The sequence below is a fragment of the Tunturiibacter gelidiferens genome (genome assembly GCF_014201335.1).
GTDB lineage: Bacteria > Acidobacteriota > Terriglobia > Terriglobales > Acidobacteriaceae > Edaphobacter > Edaphobacter lichenicola_E.
This window is the reverse complement of the sequence record NZ_JACHEB010000004.1, coordinates 234,862-255,047: the sequence shown is the minus strand read 5'-3', so window position 1 is coordinate 255,047 and position 20,186 is coordinate 234,862. Positions and strand designations below refer to the sequence as shown.

Annotated in this window: 16 protein-coding genes; 8 read left to right on the top strand and 8 right to left on the bottom strand. The window is 57.8% G+C overall.

Annotated elements, in window-relative coordinates:
- Nucleotides 1-32: 32 nt before the first annotated feature.
- The 5 genes from HDF14_RS09885 to HDF14_RS09865 form a co-directional block, all read right to left on the bottom strand.
- The gene (locus HDF14_RS09885) at nt 33-653 is read right to left on the bottom strand and encodes a hypothetical protein (protein WP_183975980.1); all 621 of its coding nucleotides are present in this window, start codon (nt 651-653) and stop codon (nt 33-35) included.
- Nucleotides 619-2,919 (bottom strand): tetratricopeptide repeat protein, encoded by a 2,301-nt coding sequence (locus HDF14_RS09880; RefSeq protein WP_260698157.1) that lies wholly within the window; start codon nt 2,917-2,919, stop codon nt 619-621. Before HDF14_RS09880 ends, HDF14_RS09885 begins: the two co-directional genes overlap by 35 nt.
- A gap of 63 nt (nt 2,920-2,982) precedes the next feature.
- The gene (locus HDF14_RS09875) at nt 2,983-4,899 is read right to left on the bottom strand and encodes a CRTAC1 family protein (protein WP_183975979.1); all 1,917 of its coding nucleotides are present in this window, start codon (nt 4,897-4,899) and stop codon (nt 2,983-2,985) included.
- A 378-nt stretch (nt 4,900-5,277) separates the two neighbouring features.
- Entirely contained in the window at nt 5,278-5,505 is a 228-nt protein-coding gene (locus HDF14_RS09870; RefSeq protein ID WP_183975978.1) for a hypothetical protein, read from the bottom strand.
- Nucleotides 5,502-5,708 carry a hypothetical protein gene (locus tag HDF14_RS09865; protein WP_183975977.1) on the bottom strand — a complete coding sequence of 69 codons (207 nt, stop codon included), beginning with the start codon at nt 5,706-5,708 and terminating at the stop codon, nt 5,502-5,504. Before HDF14_RS09865 ends, HDF14_RS09870 begins: the two co-directional genes overlap by 4 nt.
- Nucleotides 5,709-6,016: 308 nt before the next feature.
- On the opposite strand from HDF14_RS09865, the gene HDF14_RS09860 reads away from it, so the two are divergent.
- The 4 genes from HDF14_RS09860 (at nt 6,017) to fdhD (ending at nt 11,437) form a co-directional block, all read left to right on the top strand.
- Nucleotides 6,017-8,227: an alpha-N-acetylglucosaminidase gene (locus HDF14_RS09860; RefSeq protein WP_183975976.1), complete on the top strand. Its 2,211-nt coding sequence runs from the start codon at nt 6,017-6,019 to the stop codon at nt 8,225-8,227.
- Nucleotides 8,228-8,230: 3 nt separating this feature from the next.
- The gene (locus HDF14_RS09855) at nt 8,231-9,418 is read left to right on the top strand and encodes an acyltransferase family protein (RefSeq protein ID WP_260698156.1); all 1,188 of its coding nucleotides are present in this window, start codon (nt 8,231-8,233) and stop codon (nt 9,416-9,418) included.
- A 99-nt stretch (nt 9,419-9,517) separates the two neighbouring features.
- Nucleotides 9,518-10,462 (top strand): carbohydrate kinase family protein, encoded by a 945-nt coding sequence (locus tag HDF14_RS09850; RefSeq protein ID WP_183975975.1) that lies wholly within the window; start codon nt 9,518-9,520, stop codon nt 10,460-10,462.
- A gap of 33 nt (nt 10,463-10,495) precedes the next feature.
- Nucleotides 10,496-11,437: a formate dehydrogenase accessory sulfurtransferase FdhD gene (fdhD, locus tag HDF14_RS09845; RefSeq protein ID WP_183975974.1), complete on the top strand. Its 942-nt coding sequence runs from the start codon at nt 10,496-10,498 to the stop codon at nt 11,435-11,437.
- Between the two features lie 73 nt (nt 11,438-11,510).
- Here the strand turns inward: fdhD and HDF14_RS09840 are convergent, their stop codons facing one another.
- The 3 genes from HDF14_RS09840 to HDF14_RS09830 are packed head-to-tail and all read right to left on the bottom strand — an operon-like array spanning nt 11,511 to nt 14,912.
- A complete protein-coding gene (locus HDF14_RS09840; protein ID WP_183975973.1) occupies nt 11,511-13,106 on the bottom strand; it encodes a Do family serine endopeptidase in 1,596 nt (531 codons plus the stop codon).
- 34 nt (nt 13,107-13,140) lie between these two features.
- Nucleotides 13,141-14,517 carry a M56 family metallopeptidase gene (locus tag HDF14_RS09835; RefSeq protein WP_183975971.1) on the bottom strand — a complete coding sequence of 459 codons (1,377 nt, stop codon included), beginning with the start codon at nt 14,515-14,517 and terminating at the stop codon, nt 13,141-13,143.
- Nucleotides 14,517-14,912: a BlaI/MecI/CopY family transcriptional regulator gene (locus HDF14_RS09830; protein ID WP_183975969.1), complete on the bottom strand. Its 396-nt coding sequence runs from the start codon at nt 14,910-14,912 to the stop codon at nt 14,517-14,519. Before HDF14_RS09830 ends, HDF14_RS09835 begins: the two co-directional genes overlap by 1 nt.
- A gap of 187 nt (nt 14,913-15,099) precedes the next feature.
- Here HDF14_RS09830 and HDF14_RS09825 point away from each other — a divergent pair, with 187 nt between their 5' ends.
- The 4 genes from HDF14_RS09825 to HDF14_RS09810 all read left to right on the top strand — a co-directional run bounded on the left by HDF14_RS09825 (nt 15,100) and on the right by HDF14_RS09810 (nt 20,185).
- The gene (locus HDF14_RS09825) at nt 15,100-15,612 is read left to right on the top strand and encodes an SRPBCC family protein (protein WP_183975967.1); all 513 of its coding nucleotides are present in this window, start codon (nt 15,100-15,102) and stop codon (nt 15,610-15,612) included.
- Nucleotides 15,609-16,568 carry a TIGR01777 family oxidoreductase gene (locus tag HDF14_RS09820; protein WP_183975965.1) on the top strand — a complete coding sequence of 320 codons (960 nt, stop codon included), beginning with the start codon at nt 15,609-15,611 and terminating at the stop codon, nt 16,566-16,568. The genes HDF14_RS09825 and HDF14_RS09820 overlap by 4 nt, the downstream gene beginning before the upstream one ends.
- A 31-nt stretch (nt 16,569-16,599) precedes the next feature.
- Nucleotides 16,600-18,663 carry an EAL domain-containing protein gene (locus HDF14_RS09815; RefSeq protein WP_183975963.1) on the top strand — a complete coding sequence of 688 codons (2,064 nt, stop codon included), beginning with the start codon at nt 16,600-16,602 and terminating at the stop codon, nt 18,661-18,663.
- Nucleotides 18,664-18,823: 160 nt separating this feature from the next.
- Nucleotides 18,824-20,185: an ethanolamine ammonia-lyase subunit EutB gene (locus HDF14_RS09810; RefSeq protein WP_183975961.1), complete on the top strand. Its 1,362-nt coding sequence runs from the start codon at nt 18,824-18,826 to the stop codon at nt 20,183-20,185.
- Nucleotide 20,186 lies beyond the last annotated feature (1 nt).

Sequence of the window (20,186 nt, the reverse complement as noted above, 5' to 3'; positions counted from 1 at the left end):
GACGTCAGAACGACAAGCGATAGGCGACATGTCTAAAAGAGCGCTCCGGCTACTTGTTCGGCCACATTTCTCGCCTCCTCACTCAAGCCGTTCGCGCTCGAGATAGGCTGCCTGGTTGAGCTTCTCTTGAGATCAATGACAAACGCCCGGTCTCGTACCCGGCCGATGATCTGCTCCCCTCCATTGCTCGAGCCATTACTCGGAACACACTGAATCGCCTCATTGCCAATTGCCTTCAGAGAGACCTGAGTACCGCTACATCGAGTCAAGTACGTGGCAAAGTCCTTCGAGGGGACAGCCATCGTATGCACGGCGATCGTCAACGCATAAACAGCAGAGTGATCTGTGCGTTTGAATTCACAGGTGGTATCGCCTTGCGGGGTCAGAGGAGTGGCGTTCGCCTGGACTTCACCACCCAAAACTCCGGCAGCCGTTGCGGCATTCAACCATGGACACTGCACTTCAGCCATACATCGCGGCGGCGAGACGAACGTTCCGACTATCACCGAAAACACAACTGCCATCCAACACTTTTTGCTCACGACTTCTCCACTCACCGCTACTCCCACCCGTTGAGAACGTATCTTATCGTAGAGCGCTTCTGTGCCGAGCCATGCCTTAGTGCTCTCCGCCGGCAACAACAGCCTCGGCATGCGGCGCGTCCCTGTGCACGTGCCAGGGCGAACTTTCGATCGAGATCTCCGGATGCTTGCGGAGAAAATCAAGTGAGTAAGTGGGAGCACCAGGATCAATCTTTTTCGTGACAAACTTCGCGGATTGTTCCTTGGCCTTCTCCTTCATTCCGGCACGACGGTACAGTAGCGCGAGATTGTAATGCGCCGCCAGGTCGTCCGGGTCGATTGCCTGCAATGCCTCAAACTGCTCCATTGCCTCCTGAGGCTTGCGTTGTTGATAGTAAGAGATCCCGAGCTCTCGACGAGCGTCCCGTGATTGAGGATATTGTGCTAAAACCTTCTTCAAATCTTCTACTTCAGCGTCGGAATTTCCTGCCCGTCGCTCCACTAACGCGAGGTAATAAAGAGCCCGCGCGTTATTGGGGTTTAGCTCCAGAGCTTTTTCAAGACCTCCGCGAGCCGAAGCATATTTCTCCCATTCAATATTCGTAAGGCCAATATTGGTGTAGCCGTCTGCATAGTCCGGCCGCAACTTAACGACCTGGGAAAAGGCCTGGATCGCATCGCTATACTGCAATTGATCGAGATAGGAAATACCAAGGTTATTCCAACGCATCCAGTCAGCATTATCTTTCGGATCGGGTGCGCTCACGGGATTTTCCCCAAGATTGAGTGTCCGGGATCGTGAAGCCAACTCAACAATCGGGTATGCAACGTGATCCTCGCCGAAAACGTTGTTGAGATAGCTCTGACGAAGATGTCGATAGTTAACCTTCGCAGTCATCGTTAGTGTTCCCTTCGCATCCGAAGGAACGCGAAACTCATAGCGAATGAGGGTAGACCTGCCTGCCTGAATGCTGTTGTCATAAGCAACAGAATGGATCGTCCATACCTTGTGATTGTCGACGAACACTCCGTCCGTGTTGACCGGACGATTCGTAAAGCTGTGTGCCCGTTCGTCCAGCTTTCCATCTGGTTTGATGAAGCCGCTGTGATAGATCTCCTTGCCATTAGAGTCGGTGACTACAAACTCCACCCAGGCCTCATACAGGTCGCGCACCTCTGGAATTAGCGAATGACCGATGTTCTTGTTTTGAATCACCGCCATCGCCTGCACGACTTCACCCGGCGCAAGAGTGAACGCAGTCGAACCTAAGGGTGCGATCAACTTGTCATCGTTCGACTTACGAATTCCGAACAGATCGACATTCAGATAGTTTCCCGTCTTCAAGAATTCGACTGTCTTCTCTAGCTGCTCATCAAACCCATAGTAGAAAGGAACAGCAGTGTTGCCTGCGGCCCAGCGGTGCGAGGCGAAGGTACCGTTCTTTGCGCCAGGCTCCGGCAGCGCATTCGACGCGCGCTTCATGTGACAACCTTGGCAGCTGGTGAAATCGGCTTGATAAAAAGTGAGCGGATTTCGTTGCGAGAACTTAGAGTTCTGCCACTCGTCGTACGCCGTGAACGCGCGAATAAACTTGTAATCGTTAAGCGGGTTGGGCAAGTTAGCCTTATGGCATGCGGAGCAAAACTCGGGCGTCCGGTAGAAGGTTTGCATCACAGCCTTCGAGTGCCGATCAAGGTGCGCCAAAATCTCTGAATCAGGTACCAACCCCGGAATGCGTGTGCCGTTTTCGTCGACCAGGACGGCAGGTACACCCATAACATAGCCGCCGTTGCCAAGCGTCGACTGCAGTTTCTGCACCGAATGGCACGTAGTGCAAGTCAATCCATCCTGATCGAACTTGCGATCCACGATCGAACTCTGCGTCAGTCCCCCGCCGAGCACCGCAATCGGATTGTGACAGCTGTCGCAGTGGCGTGAAAACTCAATTCCTTTAGTTCTGATAAGGATATTGACGCTTGTCCGATAAAACGGCGTACGAAATGAGTTGGAATGTAACGATTGTCTCCACTGGTGGTACGCCTCTTTATGACAATGGCCGCAGTAGTCGGCCGTAGGAAACGCATCGGGCTCCAGGAAAGTGTCTCCCTGTACTGCAGCGTTTCCTGGCGTTGAAATGTTCCCTTTCCCGAAGGCAAAGTTGTAGGTCTTACTAACCTTGTCCGCATACTCCTTACGAACAGCAGCTTCATCTGCGATCGTTTGCTGCGTCTCACTTTTATCTGAGTGCGCCTGAATTCGAGGAAGAAAGGCAAACACACTCGCCGCCAGCAGCACGCAAACCAGAGAGACGTACGTTACCCTTACGACAGCGAGGCGCCGTCGATTCCCGACCACCCACTCCCTCCGCGTCTTGGCCCACTTCGAAAACATCAGCATCGATTCCCAGCCTTCCTTTCGTCGGCTTACGAACTAAGTAGGTGCGAAAGGTTGATCCGAATTCTACTTATCTAGAGCACCCTTTGTCTGCTGATTTCTATGGCCGGTTTCGCCCTTCCCGTCCGGAGGGCCGGGCACAACACCCTTCCCCTCCTGAATCGTGAAAAATCGGTCAACCGATGGGATGACTATCTGTTCCACCAATCCGCTAGGCCAATGAATCTCAACGGCATCCACCTTGGTCGCATCGCCAATCCCGAAGTGCGGTCGCTGATCGTTGGAAGACTCATAGCTGCCACCACTTAGAACGTCAGCTCGTTGACGGATCCCGCCCGCCGTTAGGTAGACAGCAGCGCCCACAGCATCTCGCGGACTCTTTGGACCTCCGATCAACTTCAATCCAACCCAGTGATGGTTATCCGGATTGACGTTCCTCATCAGCGAAGGCACGTGGTCCATCGAATTGATGACAACGTCCACCTTACCGTCGTTGAACAGGTCTCCGAACGCGGCTCCCCGTCCCGGAATCACCTCTGCCAACCCGCTTCCAATCACCGCAGGAATCACCTCAAACTTCTTTCCCTTGTCGATGTTATGAAACAGGAGCGGACGCTGCGCGTAGGAGGTTCCCCAGTCGTACTTGTCAACCTGCGGATAGACATGCCCGTTGACCAGAAAAATATCCTTCCAGCCATCATTGTCGTAGTCGATAAATTCAGTCGCCCAAGTCAAAAAGGGATAAGTGACCTCCGCGATACCCATCTCCGGGCTTATCTCCGTAAATCCCTGATCCCCGCCATTTCTAAATAGAGGTTTGTAATCATCAGAAAATGTTCCAGTGTAGAGATCGATCCATCCATTGTTAAGATAGTCACCAACCGCCAGGCCCATGCCGGCCTGATCCCGTCCCTGTTGGTTCAATGCGAAGCCAGAGTAGTAGCTGGCATCTTCAAAGGTTCCATCTCCATTATTCATATAGAGATAGTTCGGCGACGAATCGTCGGTAACTACGAGATCGACTTTGCCATCGTTATTGATATCAACAAACACCGCCGTAAAGCCGTAATAGCGAGCTTTATCTGACACACCAGCCTTCTCACTCACATCGGTAAACGTCCCATCGCCGTTGTTGTGAAAGAGATGATCGCCCTCCCCTTGTAACCCACGCGGGCCGCACAAAGTATTCACACCACGAAATTGGCAGTAGCTCATTCCAACAGCCTCCGTGCCAGGATCGGGCGGATGGCTGATGTCGTAGTGAACATACCCGGGAACAAAGAGGTCGAGCCGACCGTCCCCGTCGTAGTCTCCAAACGTCGCTCCGGTAGACCAATTCCCCAGCGTGACTCCTGCCTTTTCCGCTACGTCAGTGAACGTTCCGTCGTGGTTGTTGTGATACAGCCGATTCTTGCCGAAGTTGGAGACATAGATATCCGGCCAGCCATCGTTGTCGTAATCTCCCACCGCGACGCCATACCCCCAACGATCGTTTGTCACTCCGGCCTTGACGGAAACATCGGTAAATGTTCCATCGTGGTTGTTATGAAACAGCGCAGCATGTGGCGGATCCGCCGTTCCCTTCATCGCATCATAGGTAGAACCGTTCACCAGGTAGATATCGAGCCAGCCGTCATTGTCATAGTCCAGTAACGCGACACCCGATCCGGTCGTCTCCAGAATGTACTTCTTTTCCGGCGTTCCCATCACGTGATGCCAGCCAGTCAGACCAGCTTGTTTCGCAACATCTTTGAAGATCACCGGCCCGTCTTTAACAAATCCTCCCGCAGTGATCGGGCGCAACTCCGAATCCTTTACGGCAGCGAATACGCCCGCCGTCGCAGATCCGCTCTTGGGCACAGTTGGGGCAGGCAGATCCGGAGCCGGGCTTGGTTTAGCTCTCTCCTGCGCCGCTCCAAATGGTCCCGCAAAGACCTCGCCCACCAACGCACCCAGGAGAATTATTTTTCGAAGATCTTTCATAACGTCTTTTTCTCACCCTCTGATTCAAAAACTAGATCGGAGTCGAAACGAGCCAAAACGCATGACCCGCAACTAGCCAATGTGCCCGCGAGCTACCTTGTAAATCGCCTGCCCCCAAAATCATCAGCTTTGTAATCGTTCGTGTCTATCTCTATTTCGTACGTCTGGTGTTGTGCTGAACATCTAAGCCGCAAGCCGACAGGAGTGAAATCCTATGGGCATTCCAGTGTGCACCACACGGTCATATCCCGCATTAATCCAAGGATTGAGAACCAAACCAACAGTTCGAAGCAATAACCCACGAAACATCTTCAGTGCCGGCCACGTTCCGTCAAGCACCCCAAAGAGTGTTGTAGATCTAATCGCAAAAGTAAGCCCTCAGTTGAATCGCGTCCTCCGCCAAAGGCTCCAGCCTCCCATCGCCAAACTCGCAATCAACACCGCACTCAGAATCACGACCCAACGAAGGTCCATTGTCAGCGGGGGCACCGCGGCTCTAGCTCCCAACGTGACAAAGACCGCAGTCGCAGTCAGAACAATGACGTAATCCCACCAGCGACGCCTCTCTTTCCTTCCGCCAAACTCCTCTCCAGCCTGTGCCATCATCGTTCGTTGATAGTCCAGGCCGTACCGCCTGCACTCCCGCAACCATGCACAACGAGATCGCAAAACGGCGAAAACCCTGCATTCACCAACTTCGTTGGAGCCTCGGCCGCTCCCAACCAAACCCCAGCCGACAACCCGCAGACGGCACCCAGGCCATGCAGCGACAAGCCCATCTTTCCTGTCTTCTCTACCGCCAATGCCATCCGACTCCCTCGATGCTTCCCTTCAGACCCGCCATACTTACCGACTAATGCAACACCGCCAGCAGAGTAATCCCCAACACAAGCACAAAGAGCGGAACCAGGAAATGGCTGTCGGTAGGAATCGTCTTTATCTCTTTCGCAAAATTCAAAACAACCTCCAATCACCTGTCCATACTAAGCGGTTCCATCGAGCAAAGCCCTGCATCCCCCTTACAACACGCGATAAACCAAATAGACCAACACTTCCGATTCCTCCCGTTCAAAGTCTTCCAGAGCGCTATCCTCCAAATTTCGCTACATTGGTGTGCATGCTCCCGAAGCAGTTCTTCGCGATCCCGCTCCTCGCTGCCAGTCTGGTGACAGCGTCCACGCGCGCCGAATCGCCAACCGCACCTGCCCAAGCGGTCCTTCAACGTCTTATGCCGAATCTCGCACCGCAGTTTCAACTGGCTCTTATTCCGAAGCCTGGTCGCAAAGATTACTTCCGCATCACCGGCATCCAAGGCCACATCCGCGTCGAAGCAGCCACCCAACCCACTCTCTTATACGGCGTCAACTGGTATTTGAAGTTCGTCGCCCATCTACAAATCTCTCCAAACGGCTCTCAACTCGGCGCTCCCAACCTGACGCTACCCGCGCCTGACGCCCCAATCGAAAAGCCAGCCCTCTACCCCTGGCGCTACGCCCTCAACGAGAACGTCGACGGCTACTCCGCACCTTACTGGGACCAACAGCGCTGGCAACATGAGATCGACATCCTCGCCTTAAGCGGCACCAACGCCATCCTCATCGAGCGCGGCATGGACCTCGTCCTGTACCAGACCTTCCGCGACGCCGGCTACTCCGACCAGGCCATCCGCAACTGGATCGTCCAGCCTGCACATCAGAACTGGCAGCTCATGGGCAACATGTGTTGCTTCCAGGGTACCATCTCCATGGAGCTTCTCGAGAAACGATCCCGCTCCGCGCAACAACTCATCGCCTCACTCCGCAGCCTCGGCATCACTCCCGTTCTCCCCGGCTACTACGGTATCGTCCCCGCCGACTTCGCCTCTCTTCACCCCGGCGCTCACGTCATCACGCAAGGAGATTGGAACGGATTCACCCGCCCAGGCTGGCTGGATCCACGCGATCCAAACTTCGACAAACTCGCAGCGTCCTTCTATCGTCATCAGCACGCTCTCTACGGCGACTCCGCAATTTACGATATGGAAATCTTCCAGGAGGGTGGCGCCGCCGGCGATGTCCCTGTCGCCGAAGCCGCAAAAAAAGTACAGCAAGCCCTGATGCGCGACCATCCCAACGCCCTGTGGATGCTCCTCGGCTGGCAGCAGAATCCAACCCAGGAGCTCCTCTCCTCCCTCGACACCAGCCATGTCCTCATCGCCGAAATCGAACAAGGTCGCATCCCACGCGAAGACCGTGACCGCGAGTTCCGCGGCGCCTCCTGGCTCTACGGAGGCCTATGGGAGTTCGGCGGACGCACCACCATGGGAGCGCCACTCTACGACTACGCCGTCCGTCTCCCCAAGATGTCCGCAAAACCCAACAGCCGCATCGTAGGCACCGCCATCTTTACCGAAGGCATGGACACCAACCCATTCGCCTTTGATCTCTATACAGAGATGGCCTGGCACGCCAATCCAGTCACCCTCACGGAGTGGACCGATGCCTACGCAATCCGCCGCTACGGAGCGAACGACCCACACGCTCAAAGCGCCTGGCAGATTCTCCTCAAAACCGCCTACGGCTATCGCGCCGACGGCAACACGCAACACGGCGAGCGCGACGCCTCACAGGACTCCATCTTCAACGCCCAACCATCCCTAACGGCAACGCGCGCAGCCACATGGTCACCCGACGTCCTGCGATACAACCCATCCGACCTCGCCCCCGCCCTCACCGAGCTTTTGCAGGTCGCACCGACACTCCGCTCCACCGAAACCTATCAATACGATTTGGTGGACGTAGCCCGACAGACAATGGCCAACGAAGGCCGTCGCCTCCTGCCTCTCATCAAGCAGGCCTACGACACCAAAGACAAGATCACCTTCGCCAAACTCACAAAGGAGTGGCTCCGCGACATGGAGCTACAAAACCAACTCCTACAAACCAGTCCCTTCTTCCTCCTCGGCAAGTGGCTCTCCTTCGTCCCACCGTGGGCCTCGTCCCCCGAAGAGCTTGACCGTCTCAACTACGACGCCCGTTCCATCCTCACCACCTGGGGCGACCGCAAAGCCAGCGAATACGGCCTTCACGAGTACGGCAACCGCGACTGGGCCGGCCTGACAAGCGATTACTACATGGTCCGCTGGCAGATGTACTTCGACTCGCTCTCCACCGCGCTCGACACCGTCGAAACTCCGAAAGCCATCGACTGGTATGCCTTCGGGGACCAGTGGAACCACAGCCAGAAAACCTACGCTGCCACACCGCATGGCGACTCATACGATTCCGCCCTGGCCATCGCGCATACACTTCATCTAGCTCCCAATCAACAATCCGAGGCGCACCAGTAAACTATGACAACGATGAGCGCACCCTCCGAAACCCCCTGGCCCTCCTTAACTGCCGCACGGCCCGCACGCCTCCTCTCGCTCGACTTCCTGCGCGGCCTCACCATCGCCTTCATGATCCTCGTCAACAACAACGGCGATGAACAGCTGGCCTACTGGCCACTCAAACACGCGGCCTGGAACGGCTTCACCCCAACCGACCTCGTCTTCCCCACCTTCCTCTTCCTCGTCGGCATCTCGACCGTCTTCTCCACTGCTTCGAGGCTCGCCCAGGGTGCCACGAAACAATCGCTCTTCCTCCACGTCCTGCGCCGCTCCATCACGCTCTACGTACTCGGCCTCCTGATACACGGCTTCCCTTTCTTCAATCTCCACACCATGCGCTTCTACGGCGTACTTCCTCGCATCGCCATCTGCTACTTCATCATTGCCTCGCTCTACATCCTGAGTCCCGGCTGGCGTAGCAAAGCAGCTCTCGCGATCGGCGCCCTCGCCGCTTATTGGATCCTCATGCGCTTCGTTCCCGTCCCTGGATACGGCGTCCCCACCCACGACATTCCCTTGCTCGATCGGGACGCGAACCTCACCGCATGGATCGATCGCCAGTTATTTTCAGCGTCTCATCTCTACGAGCATACCCGTGACCCCGAGGGCCTCCTCAGCACGATCCCCGCACTCGCCACCGCACTCTTCGGCGTCCTCACCGGCATCTGGCTGCGCACCCAGCACACGCTGAACCAGAAAATAACAGGCATCGCCATCGCTGGCATCAGCGGCATTCTCCTGGGCGGCCTCTGGAACATTACTTTCCCCATCAACAAAAAACTTTGGACCAGCTCCTACGCACTCTTCGCCGCAGGCCTCAGTCTCTCCCTCCTCGCACTAAGCCTCTTCATCGTCGATCTACGACGAAAAACACCCGCCAAACAAGATCACTCGGGCGTTCTCAAACCTTTCTTCATCTTCGGAACCAACGCCATCGTCGCCTACGCCTTCTCGGAGATGCTTGCGTCCGTCCTCTATAGCATTCACACGCATCCGGGCGTCAGTCTGCAGCAATCAATCTTTCGCTCAATCCAGCAGGTAGTCCCGAATGTGCCCTTCGCTTCCCTGCTCTACTCCATCGCATTCGTAGCCGTCTGCTGGCTCTTCGTCGCCGTACTCTACCGCCGCAAAATCTTTATCAAGATCTAACCCGCATGAGGCGCTCCAGCACAAAAAAACAATTCGCGCAGCGACAGCATCCCAAGCCTCCGATATCGCGGACACCGCCATTCCATTTACAGTGAAAAGATGACGAAACCGTCAAAGGTCGATCTGGTAGGCGTCGGGCTCAACGCCACAGACACCGTCATCCCTCTCACTGACTACCCCTCCCGAGGTTCCAAAGTCGAGTACCGCACCGCAACCGTACTACCAGGCGGACAAGTCGCGTCCACAGTCGTCGCCTGTCAGCGCTGGGGTATGAGCACTCGATACGTAGGAAAGCTAGGCGATGACGCAGCCGCAGCGCTCCACCGCGAAGCCTTCGCTCACGCAGGCGTTGAGACACAACTCATCACAGCCGCAGGGGCCGCCAGCCCACAATCCTTAATCCTCGTCGACGCCGGCGGCGAGCGAACCGTCCTGTGCAGACGGGACGAGCGCCTCATCCTTCAGCCCGCCGATCTTAACCAAGAATGGATCGTCAACGCCCGAGCTCTTCACGTCGACGGCCACGACACCGCGGCCGCAACTCTCGCAGCCACATGGGCCCGCGCCGCCGACATCCCGGTCATCGCCGATCTCGATGAACTCTATCCAGGCGTCGAAGAACTCATCGCAAACGTCGACTACCTCGTCGTCAGCAGAGACTTCCCACGCCGTCTTACCACCGAGCCCAACCTGGAAAAAGCACTGCAAAAAATCCAACATCGTTACGGATGCACTCTGGTAGCCGCCACACTAGGAGAAGAAGGCGTCGTAGCGTGGGACGGCAAACAGCTTCACCACGCACCGGCCTATTGTGTCTCGGTAGTCGATACCACCGGAGCAGGCGATATATTCCACGCCGGATTCATCTACGGCCTCCTTCAAAATTGGCCTCTCAAGCGACAACTCGACTTCGCATGCGCCTCTGCCGCCTTGAACTGTACAGCCGTCGGAGCCAGAGGCGGCATTCAGTCGGTCGACAAAATCGAAAACCTGATGGCAACAGGCACCAGGCACCTCACAGCGCATGCTGAGTCATTTCGCTAATCACGAAACAAGACTCAAGAGACATCCCAGCTCATGAACGACTCCGATCCCACCCTCGCTCTGCAGCCAGAAACACCGGAAACCAACCGAGCCGCACACCAGGTCGCGATCGAAAAAGTCACCGGCCTCAACTCACATCACGCTGAAGACACACTCGCCGTCGAAGAGCCACTTGAAATTCAACTAGCACACGGTCCACTCAACGCACGATCCCTAAAATCCATCTCCGTAACCATGCGCACCCCAGGCCACGACTTCGCCCTGGCAGCAGGCTTCCTCATGACCGAGGGCGTCGTGCGCGACCCAAACGACATCGTTCGGATCGTCTACGCCGCCGGAAGCCTCAGCGAAGTCCATGCAGCAACCCCAACACAAACCTCGCTCCCCTATCAGCCCACCAAAAACGTAGTCCGCGTCGAACTCGCACCCGAGGTCGTCGTAAGCCTCGCCAATCTTGAGCGCAACTTCTACACAACCTCAAGCTGCGGCATCTGCGGCAAAGCCTCTCTTCTCGCACTTCAAACGGTCTGCCCACCGCGGCGAAAAAACATCTTCAACATCGACGCCGAGATTCTCTACAAACTACCCGAACGCCTGCGTGAAGCCCAAACCCTCTTCAATCGAACCGGAGGAATCCACGGCGCGGCCCTCTTCAACGCCGCGGGCAATCTCCTCGCCGTACGCGAAGACGTAGGTCGCCACAACGCAGTCGACAAACTCCTCGGCGCCGAATTTCTCGCCGACCGAACTCCCCTCCGCAACGCACTGCTCCTGCTCTCCGGACGAGCCAGCTTCGAACTCCTGCAAAAGGCACTCATGGGCGGAGTTCCCATGGTCGTCGCCGTAGGTGCCCCCTCCAGCCTTGCCGTACAAGTCGCAAAAGACTTCGATATCACCCTCATCGGCTTCCTTCGCGACAATCACTTCAACATCTACAACGGCGCAGAGCAAATCCTCGGACACTCCTCTAACTAAACGCCACACCTCTAACTAAGCGCAAAAAAAGAGGGCCGCTGCGATCGTCTGCAGCGGCCCCAAAGCTTGCGCACTACATACCGCTCTGGTTCCCCGAATCAGGATGAACCACGCGATAACTTGCTCCGCCTCGCGACCAGACCAACAGCAGCAAATCCTTCCCATCCGGATTCGCATGCGCCGCATTCACGAACTGGTCCGCCGAAGTCACCGGATGACGATCGACCTCAAGGATCACGTCACCAGGAGCAAGGCTCGCATCATCGGCGGGGCTGCCCGGGCGAACACTCTGAATTGCAACTCCCTGCACCTGCGAAGGAATATGCAGCTGCTGCCGCACATCCGGTGTCAGCTCAGCCACAGCCAGCCCAAGCTTCGCTTTCTGTGGTGTCGCGCTATCGTTATCGTTCGCGACCTCGGCTTCTTTATGGAATTCGCCGACCTGCAGCTTGACCGTCTGCTGTGAACCGCTTCGAATAATACCGAGATCGACCGTAGTTCCGGGAGTATCCTGGCTCACCGCAACCTGCAGCGCGCCACCGTTCAAAATCTTCTGGCCATTCAACTCAACGATCACGTCGCCGTTCTTCAGCCCCGCACGTGCCGCAGGAGAATCAGGCGTCACCTGCGCCACAATCGCGCCCGTTGCCTCCTTCAGGTTGAAGAAGCTGGCATTCTCAGGCGTCACGTCATTCATAGTGATCCCGAGATAACCATGATGCACAGCGCCCGTCTTGATCAGCTGCTCCGCTGTCGATCGCACAATCTGCGAAGGAATCGCAAACCCAGCGCCGGCAAACGAACCACCGTTCGAGATGATGAACGTATTGATCCCGACGAGTTCACCGCGAGCATTCACCAGCGGTCCACCGGAGTTGCCCGGATTGATTGCAGCATCGGTCTGGATATATCCGCCAGGCTTCCGCGCATCATCGCGATAAGGGTTCTGCCGATCGACTGCGCTGACAATTCCACGCGTCACCGAAAATTGGAAATATCCAAACGGACTGCCGAACGCCAACACCGTCTGTCCCGGCTTCAGCTTGGTTGAATCACCCCACGCGATGCTCGGCAGATCATGTGCATCTACCTTGATCACCGCTAGGTCCGTCAGCGGATCATGTCCTACCAGCTTCGCCTTCAACACGCGACGATCGTGCAGCGTCACACGCATCTCCACCGCACCATCGACCACGTGATTGTTCGTCACAATATAACCATCGGGCGAAATAATAATTCCGCTGCCAATCCCATGCTCGAGCTGCGGCTGTTGCGGACGCTGCTGTTGCATCATCCCCGGAGGCAGTTGCCCAAAGAACTGCTGAAGTCCCGGCGGCAGACTCTGTCCCTGCTGTCCCTGCTCCTGACCATCCTCCTGATCCTCACCCACCTGGTGCTCCGCCGAGCCACGCGAAGTGACCGCAACGTTTACCACCGCAGGCGTAACCCGCGCCGCAACCGCCTCAACGGCATTATCCAGAGCAACCAGCGACGAAACACTGTTGTCATCCATCGGTGCCGGCGACGAGATTGGCGATGAGACCATAGCCGCATGAACCCCATTGTGATGAACCAACATCCCAGCTGCCAACACGAGAGCCGCGGCAGCGCCTGCAGGAACGGCAACCCGTCCCGCTTTACCTACTAATTTATTAGTTTCAAACGACATGATCGATCCTCACAAACGGGTTGAACAGCTTTAGTTAGAGTTTAATGACCAGCCAGCCGCCCTCGGTAGGCACGGCTGCAAACGAAGAAGAAAACACTCGCTCACCCGACACGGTAAGCACCATCCTTGGCCGCGACGACTCCTCCCACGATGTCAGCACCACCCATCGCTCCATCTGCTGGGTCTGTTGCATCGCGCGATCCTGCTTCACACGCATCAACGACGTCGCATGCACCGGCCGATGCCGCTTAGCAGTTGGTTGAGTCTTGTGCTGCGGAATCTGTACAGCCGTTTCCACCGGCATAGAAGCCTTCAGCAAAGTCTCGTGGACCATGCCCGTTGCCGGAACAGACGCTCTAGAGGGATGAAACGCGACAGGCTGATATCTCGTAGCGTCAGTAGAAAAGCTCTGAGCCTCTTCATGCATCGGCACCGCGCCACCAGCGAATGAAACAACCTGTGGGAGACGCGAAAGTTCCGCCGCGCCACCAACGAGCCCTAGCACAAGAACACTCATCACCAAGCTAGCCTGCGCCTTGCTCATCCCTTCGCTCCGCCGCAAAATGCTGTGCACCCGCCGTGCCAGCTCCGACCGCCTCTCCCACGCACCCAGCGAAAGCGCAGCCGGCCTACGCCCCAGCCTCTGCTCCGCTAGATTCGTCAGGCAGGTCGCATAAGCTTTCGGAGCCTTCGTAAACCGGAGCACCGCATCATCACAAGCCAGCTCGCGCTCGAAGCAGAGCCTCCGTTCAATCCACAACAGCACCGGGTTTAGCGGCACCATCACCAGGCTGATCTTCTGCAACAGATTGATCCAGTCATCGGCCCGCCGCAGATGCCCCATCTCATGCAGCACAATCTGTTCCAACTCACTCGTAGTGAGCCGCTCAAACATCTCTCCCGGAATCAGAATTCGCGGAGAAAAAAATCCGATCACGCTAGGCCGATCTACATCCGCCGACGTGCATACGGTCGCTCCACGCCATTCCGCCGCAGCCAACGCAGAATCCCAACATAGGCTCATCTTAACCGGCGTCGCACGCTTCCATATGACGCGTAGTTGCACAGCGCCGATCGCCAGCTTCACCGCCCGCACCATCGAGACGCCGAGCCACAACGCCACAATCGCAAGACTCCATCTCACATCTACCTGCACGAACGCGCCATGCCCTGACGCTTCGCCACCAGCCCGTAGTCCATACGCATGTAACAGCGGTAGCAACGCAAGAACCACAAACACCGCCGTCCAAACTGCAAACCGGATCGCAGCCGTCGTCTTCGGCATCAACCGCAAACATATCCATACTGCAGCAGTCAACACAAGCCCCTGCCACAATCCCGACACCACCGAGCCGGCCGCCACCCGCGACAAACCTTCAACACTATGCAACAGGTTCAAATCAATCCACATTACAGTTCGTCTCCCGCGCGGTCGTCCTCTGCCGCTGCAATCGCTTCTTTCAGCCGTTGCAACTCCTCCGCCGTCACCTCGTCATCTCCAAGCAGCGAAAGCAACAACTTCTCCCGCGAGTTGCCGAAGAACCGCTGCATCATATGACGGACCTCCGACCGGCTAGCTTCCTGCTCGGCAACGCACGGTATATAGAGAAACGCCCGCCCCTCCTGCCGGTGCCGCACGTAGCCTTTCTGCTCCAAAATCCGAATCGTCGTGAGCACTGAGTTATACGCCAGTGCCTCCGGCATGGCCGCCACCAGCTCCCCCACAGCCGACTCGCCGCGCGCCCACAGAATCTTCATGAGCCGTAACTCAGCCTCTGTCAACGTGATGGACTTCTTTGGCGGCATATCCCCTCAATATTCCGACTCCCCAAACCTGACGAGGAGACAGAACCTACTCACAGGAAAGACGAACAACTAATCGATTAGTTAGCAAGACCTCAAAATAATTGCGCGAACAAACATTACCCTCCCACCAACCGAAAACCGTCACCCGGCACATACTCTTAACCAGGGAGGAAAGCTCGCCACAACGATGATCCGAATCGACGAGACCACGACGATCAAAGCACCCATTCAACGCTGCTTCGACCTCTCCCGCAGCGTAGAAGTTCATCTCCTCAGGAACGTTCACTCCGGCGAACAGGCTCTCGCAATAAGTGGCCTCACCTCCGGCCTCCAGGGCCTCTCTGACCGCGTCACCTGGCGAGCCAAACACTTTGGCTTCTGGCACAACCTCACCAACGAAGTCACGGCCATCGAACCGCCTACCTACTTCCAGGTGACCATGAACAAAGGGATCTTCCGCTCCATGCAGGCCGACCACTACTTCCACACGCTCCCCTCCGGCGCGACCGAGATGACAGATCACTTCCGAATAGCCTCTCCGCCTCGCATCCTTGGCCTCCCGGCCGAAAAACTCTTCCTCCGCCGATACATGCTTGCGCTCATTCGCGAGCGCAACGCCGTCATCAAGCAACTTGCCGAATCATCAGACTGGAAGTTCTACCTCCCAATGGAAGCAAACGGGAAACACAGGTCATCATGAAGATCGTCATCCCCGGCGGCACCGGACAAGTAGGCCACCTTCTCGCCCGTCACTTTCACTCTAAGGGCCACAATGTCATCGTGTTCAGCCGCACCCCGCAAGCCGCGCCATGGCGCATCGTGCCATGGGACGGCCTCACCCTCGGCCCATGGGTCGCCGACCTCGAGCAGAGCGACATCTGCATCAACCTCGCCGGCCGCAGCGTCAACTGTCGCTACACCCCGGCCAACCGCCGTGCCATCTTCGACTCCCGCGTCCTCTCCACAAAAATCCTTGGCGAAGCCATCGCCTCCCTGCGCCACCCACCCGCCATCTGGCTCAACGCCAGCACCGCCACCATCTATCGCCACTCGCTCGGCCGCCCCATGGACGAAGCCACCGGCGAGTTCGGCGGCAACGAACTCGGCGCACCTGACACCTGGAACTTCTCAATCGACGTAGCCAAAGCCTGGGAGTCCGCCTTCTTCTCCACGCAAACACCCCGCACCCGCAAGGTCGCCCTCCGCAGCGCTATGACCTTCAGTCCCGATCCCGGCGGAGTCTTCGATGTCTTCCTCAGCCTCGTTCGACACGGCCTGGGCGGCACCAACCACCCAGGCACCCAATTCGTCTCATGGATCCACGCGGTCGACTTCATCCGCGCCATCGAGTTCATCATCTCCACCCCAACCATCACCGGCCCAATCAACCTCGCCTCGCCAAATCCTCTTCCCAACCGAGACTTCCTTCGCATCCTCCGTGAAGCCTGGGGCACTCCCATCGGTCTGCCAACCACATCATGGATGATCGAGATTGGCACCTTCCTCATGCGCACCGAATCCGAACTCATCATAAAAAGCCGTCAGGTCATCCCCGGTCGTCTCCTCTCCGCTGGCTTCCAGTTCACCTTTCCCGACTGGCCCTCCGCCGCCCGGGATCTCGTCGCTAGCTGGAGAAGCCAAAAATTCCCTATGTAACTTACATCCGGGCCGTAGTATCGTCTTTGCCATGGCTGCTGAAGACGCGAACGATCTGCGTAGAGCGCTCGAGAAGAACGAAATCATCCCGTACTTCCAACCGCTGGTGGAACTTCGAACGGGCCTCCTCAGCGGATTCGAAGTTCTCGCGCGCTGGCAGCATCCCGTCCGCGGCCTCATTCCCCCTAACGAATTCATTCCATTAGCTGAAGACACCGGCCTCAACGGTCAACTCACCGGAAACCTCCTCCGAGCCGTCTTCGCCGCCGCAAAAAACATCCCAGATCACCTCACCCTCTCGGTCAACATCTCCCTCACCCAGCTCACCGACTTCTCCCTCCCCAAACACATCCGCACCGCCGCCGAGCAAGCCAGCTTCCCCCTCAACCGTCTCATCCTCGAGATCACCGAGAGCGCCCTCGCCAGCAACACCGAGCACGCCTACCGCATTGCCACCGAGCTCAAAGAACAGGGCTCCCGCCTCGCTCTCGACGACTTCGGAACCGGCTACTCCAGCCTCCGCCACCTCCAGTCCCTCCCCTTCGACGAGCTCAAAATCGATGCCAGCTTCGTCCGCTCCATGGGCCACACCCGCGACAGCCGCAAGATCGCCGCTGCCATCGTCGGTCTCGGCAACAGCCTCAGCCTCACTACCGTCGCAGAAGGCGTAGAAAATCAAACCATCGCCGACATGCTCCTATGGCTAGGCTGCGATCTCGGCCAGGGGTGGCTCTACGGCCGCGCCGTCCCACCCGAACAGCTACCCGACGTCCTCGCCGCCAGAATCGACCCGCCACCCGTCCCCGCCGAACACCGCTCGCCCATCGCCAACTCCACGCTCCCCCTCCGCCTCGAAGCGCTTCCCACCCAGCGCCTCGCCCAACTCAACGCCATCTACGATGGCGTCCCCGTCGGCCTCTGCTTCATCGACCGCAATCTCCGATACGTCAGCGTCAACCGCCGTCTCGCCGAAATGCATCACCTGCCCGTAGCCGCCCACCTCGGCCGTTATGTCTCCGAGGTCATGCCCTCCGTCTTCCCGCTCTGCGAGCCCTACCTCCTGCGCGCTCTCAACGGAGAGGCCAGCAACAACCTGGAAATCTGCTATCCCGATCCCAACCCACTCAACGAAAAACGCACCCATCTCATCTCCTTCCATCCTGCTCGCGACGAGGCCGACGAGGTCATCGGAGTCTCCGTCTCTGTCGTCGATATCACCCGACGCAAGAAGGCCGAGCAAGCCCTCGCCGAAAGCGAAGACCACTACCGACATACCGTCGAACTCAACCCGCAGGTCCCTTGGACCGCCGATCCCGAAGGCATGATCCTCGACGCCAGTCAGAGATGGGAGAGCCTCACAGGCCTCACCATTCAGGAATCCCTCGGCACTGGTTGGATTCGCGCTCTCCATCCCGACGACGTCGCACCTACCTCCCGCATCTGGGCAGAAGCCCGCCGCACCGGCAATCCTCTCGACGTCCTCTACCGAGTTCTGCGCGTCGACGGAACCTGGCGCTGGATGCGCGCCCGCGCCGCCCCGCGCCGCGGAAAAGATGGTGAAATTATCCGCTGGTACGGCACCGTGGAAGATATCAACGACCAGAAACAGGCCGAGGAAGCTCTCCGTAGAAGCGAAGCCCGTCTCCAGGCAATCTTCGATGCCGTCCCCATCGGAATCGTCATCGCTGACGCACCCGACGGCCGGGTCGTCATGAGCAACCCACGAGCCGAGGAGATTCTTCGCAGCTCGGCTGTCTCCGCTACCGTCATCGACGACTACTGCAAAGAGTCGATCATGTCGATAGTCCCCGAAGCCATCGCAACAACCGCTCCCAACTCAACGCCGAATGGCGATCACCCTCTCGCCAGCGCCCTTATGGGCGGAAAATCCATCGGCCCTACCGAGTACCTCCGCTTCCACAGCGACGGTTCAAGCGCCTGGATAAGCCTCACCGCCGCACCCGTGATCGACTCCGACGGTAAAGTCTCCGGCGGTGTCGTAGCCATTCAGGACATCGACGAAGACAAGCGCGAAATGCAGCGACTCTCCGACCTCAACACCGTCCTGAAGATCAAACTAGAAACACATCGGTAGTCCCCGAAAAATCGTCATCTCGACCGGAGTCCGCGGTCTCATCGCGTAACGCAGCGGAGAGACCCCGTATTTCGCCTCTACACCCACCTTGCTCGCTATCCCCGCCAGAGCGAAACACAAACCCTCACCTAACCGATCCAACCTGCTAGCGTAGTACCCAATGGCCCACGCCCACACCGTAGCGAACGTCCGTTACACCTTCAACTCCCTGGCCGATCTACTCGCCAAAGCCACCCCCGCCCGCTCTGGTGACGAGCTAGCGGGCATCGCGGCAACCTCTGCCCAGCAACGCGTCGCAGCCCAGATGGCACTCGCCGATCTCCCCCTCACCCACTTCCTCAACGAACCCGTCATCCCTTACGAAACCGACGAAGTCACTCGACTCATCCAGGACACCTGTCGCACTCCCGCCGCCACCGCCGCATTCGCCCCCATCTCCAGCCTCACCGTAGGCGATCTCCGCGACCATCTCCTCTCCGACGCGGCCACCCCATCCACCCTTGCGGCCCTCGCCCCGGGCCTAACCCCAGAAATGGCAGCCGCTGTCTCCAAACTCATGCGCCTCCAGGACCTCATCCTCGTAGCTCGCAAAATAAACGTCATCACCAAATTCCGTACCACCGTAGGACTGCCCGGCCGACTCTCCACCCGTCTCCAGCCCAACCATCCCACCGACGACCCAGCCGGTATCGCCGCATCTATCCTCGACGGCCTGCTCCTCGGCTCCGGCGACGCCGTCATCGGCATCAACCCTGTCTCCGACAACGTAGCCGCTCTTACAACACTCCTTCATCTCGTCGATCACATCCGCCGCCGCTACGAGATCCCCACCCAGTCCTGCGTCCTCGCCCATCTCACGACGCAGATGCAGGCCATGCAGCAGGGCGCACCTCTCGACCTCCTCTTCCAATCCATCGGCGGCACCGAAGCCACCAACACAAGCTTCGGCATCAACCTCGCTCTCCTCGAAGAAGCCCACCAACAAGCCCGCAGCCTAAACCGCGCACCAGAAAACCCGTCCCCCAACATCATGTACTTCGAGACCGGCCAGGGCAGCAGCCTAAGCGCGACAGCTCATCAGGGTGTAGACCAGCAAACTCTCGAAGCCCGCGCCTACGCCGTAGCCCGCCACTTCAACCCCATGCTCGTCAACACAGTCGTAGGCTTCATCGGCCCCGAATACCTCTACGACGGCAAGCAAATCCTCCGCGCAGGCCTCGAAGACCACTTCTGCGGCAAACTCCTCGGCCTCCCCATGGGCTGCGACATCTGCTACACCAATCACGCCGAAGCCGACCAGGACGACATGGACGCACTCCTCACCATGCTCGGCGCCGCAGGCGTCAACTACATCATGGGTGTCCCCGGCGCAGACGACATCATGCTCAACTACCAGAGCACATCCTTCCACGACGCCCTCTACCTCCGCCGCCTCCTCAACCTCCGCCCCGCTCCCGAGTTCGAAGCCTGGCTCAACACGCAAGCTCCCCACCGCCTTACCCTGCCCGCCATGCTTCCATAGC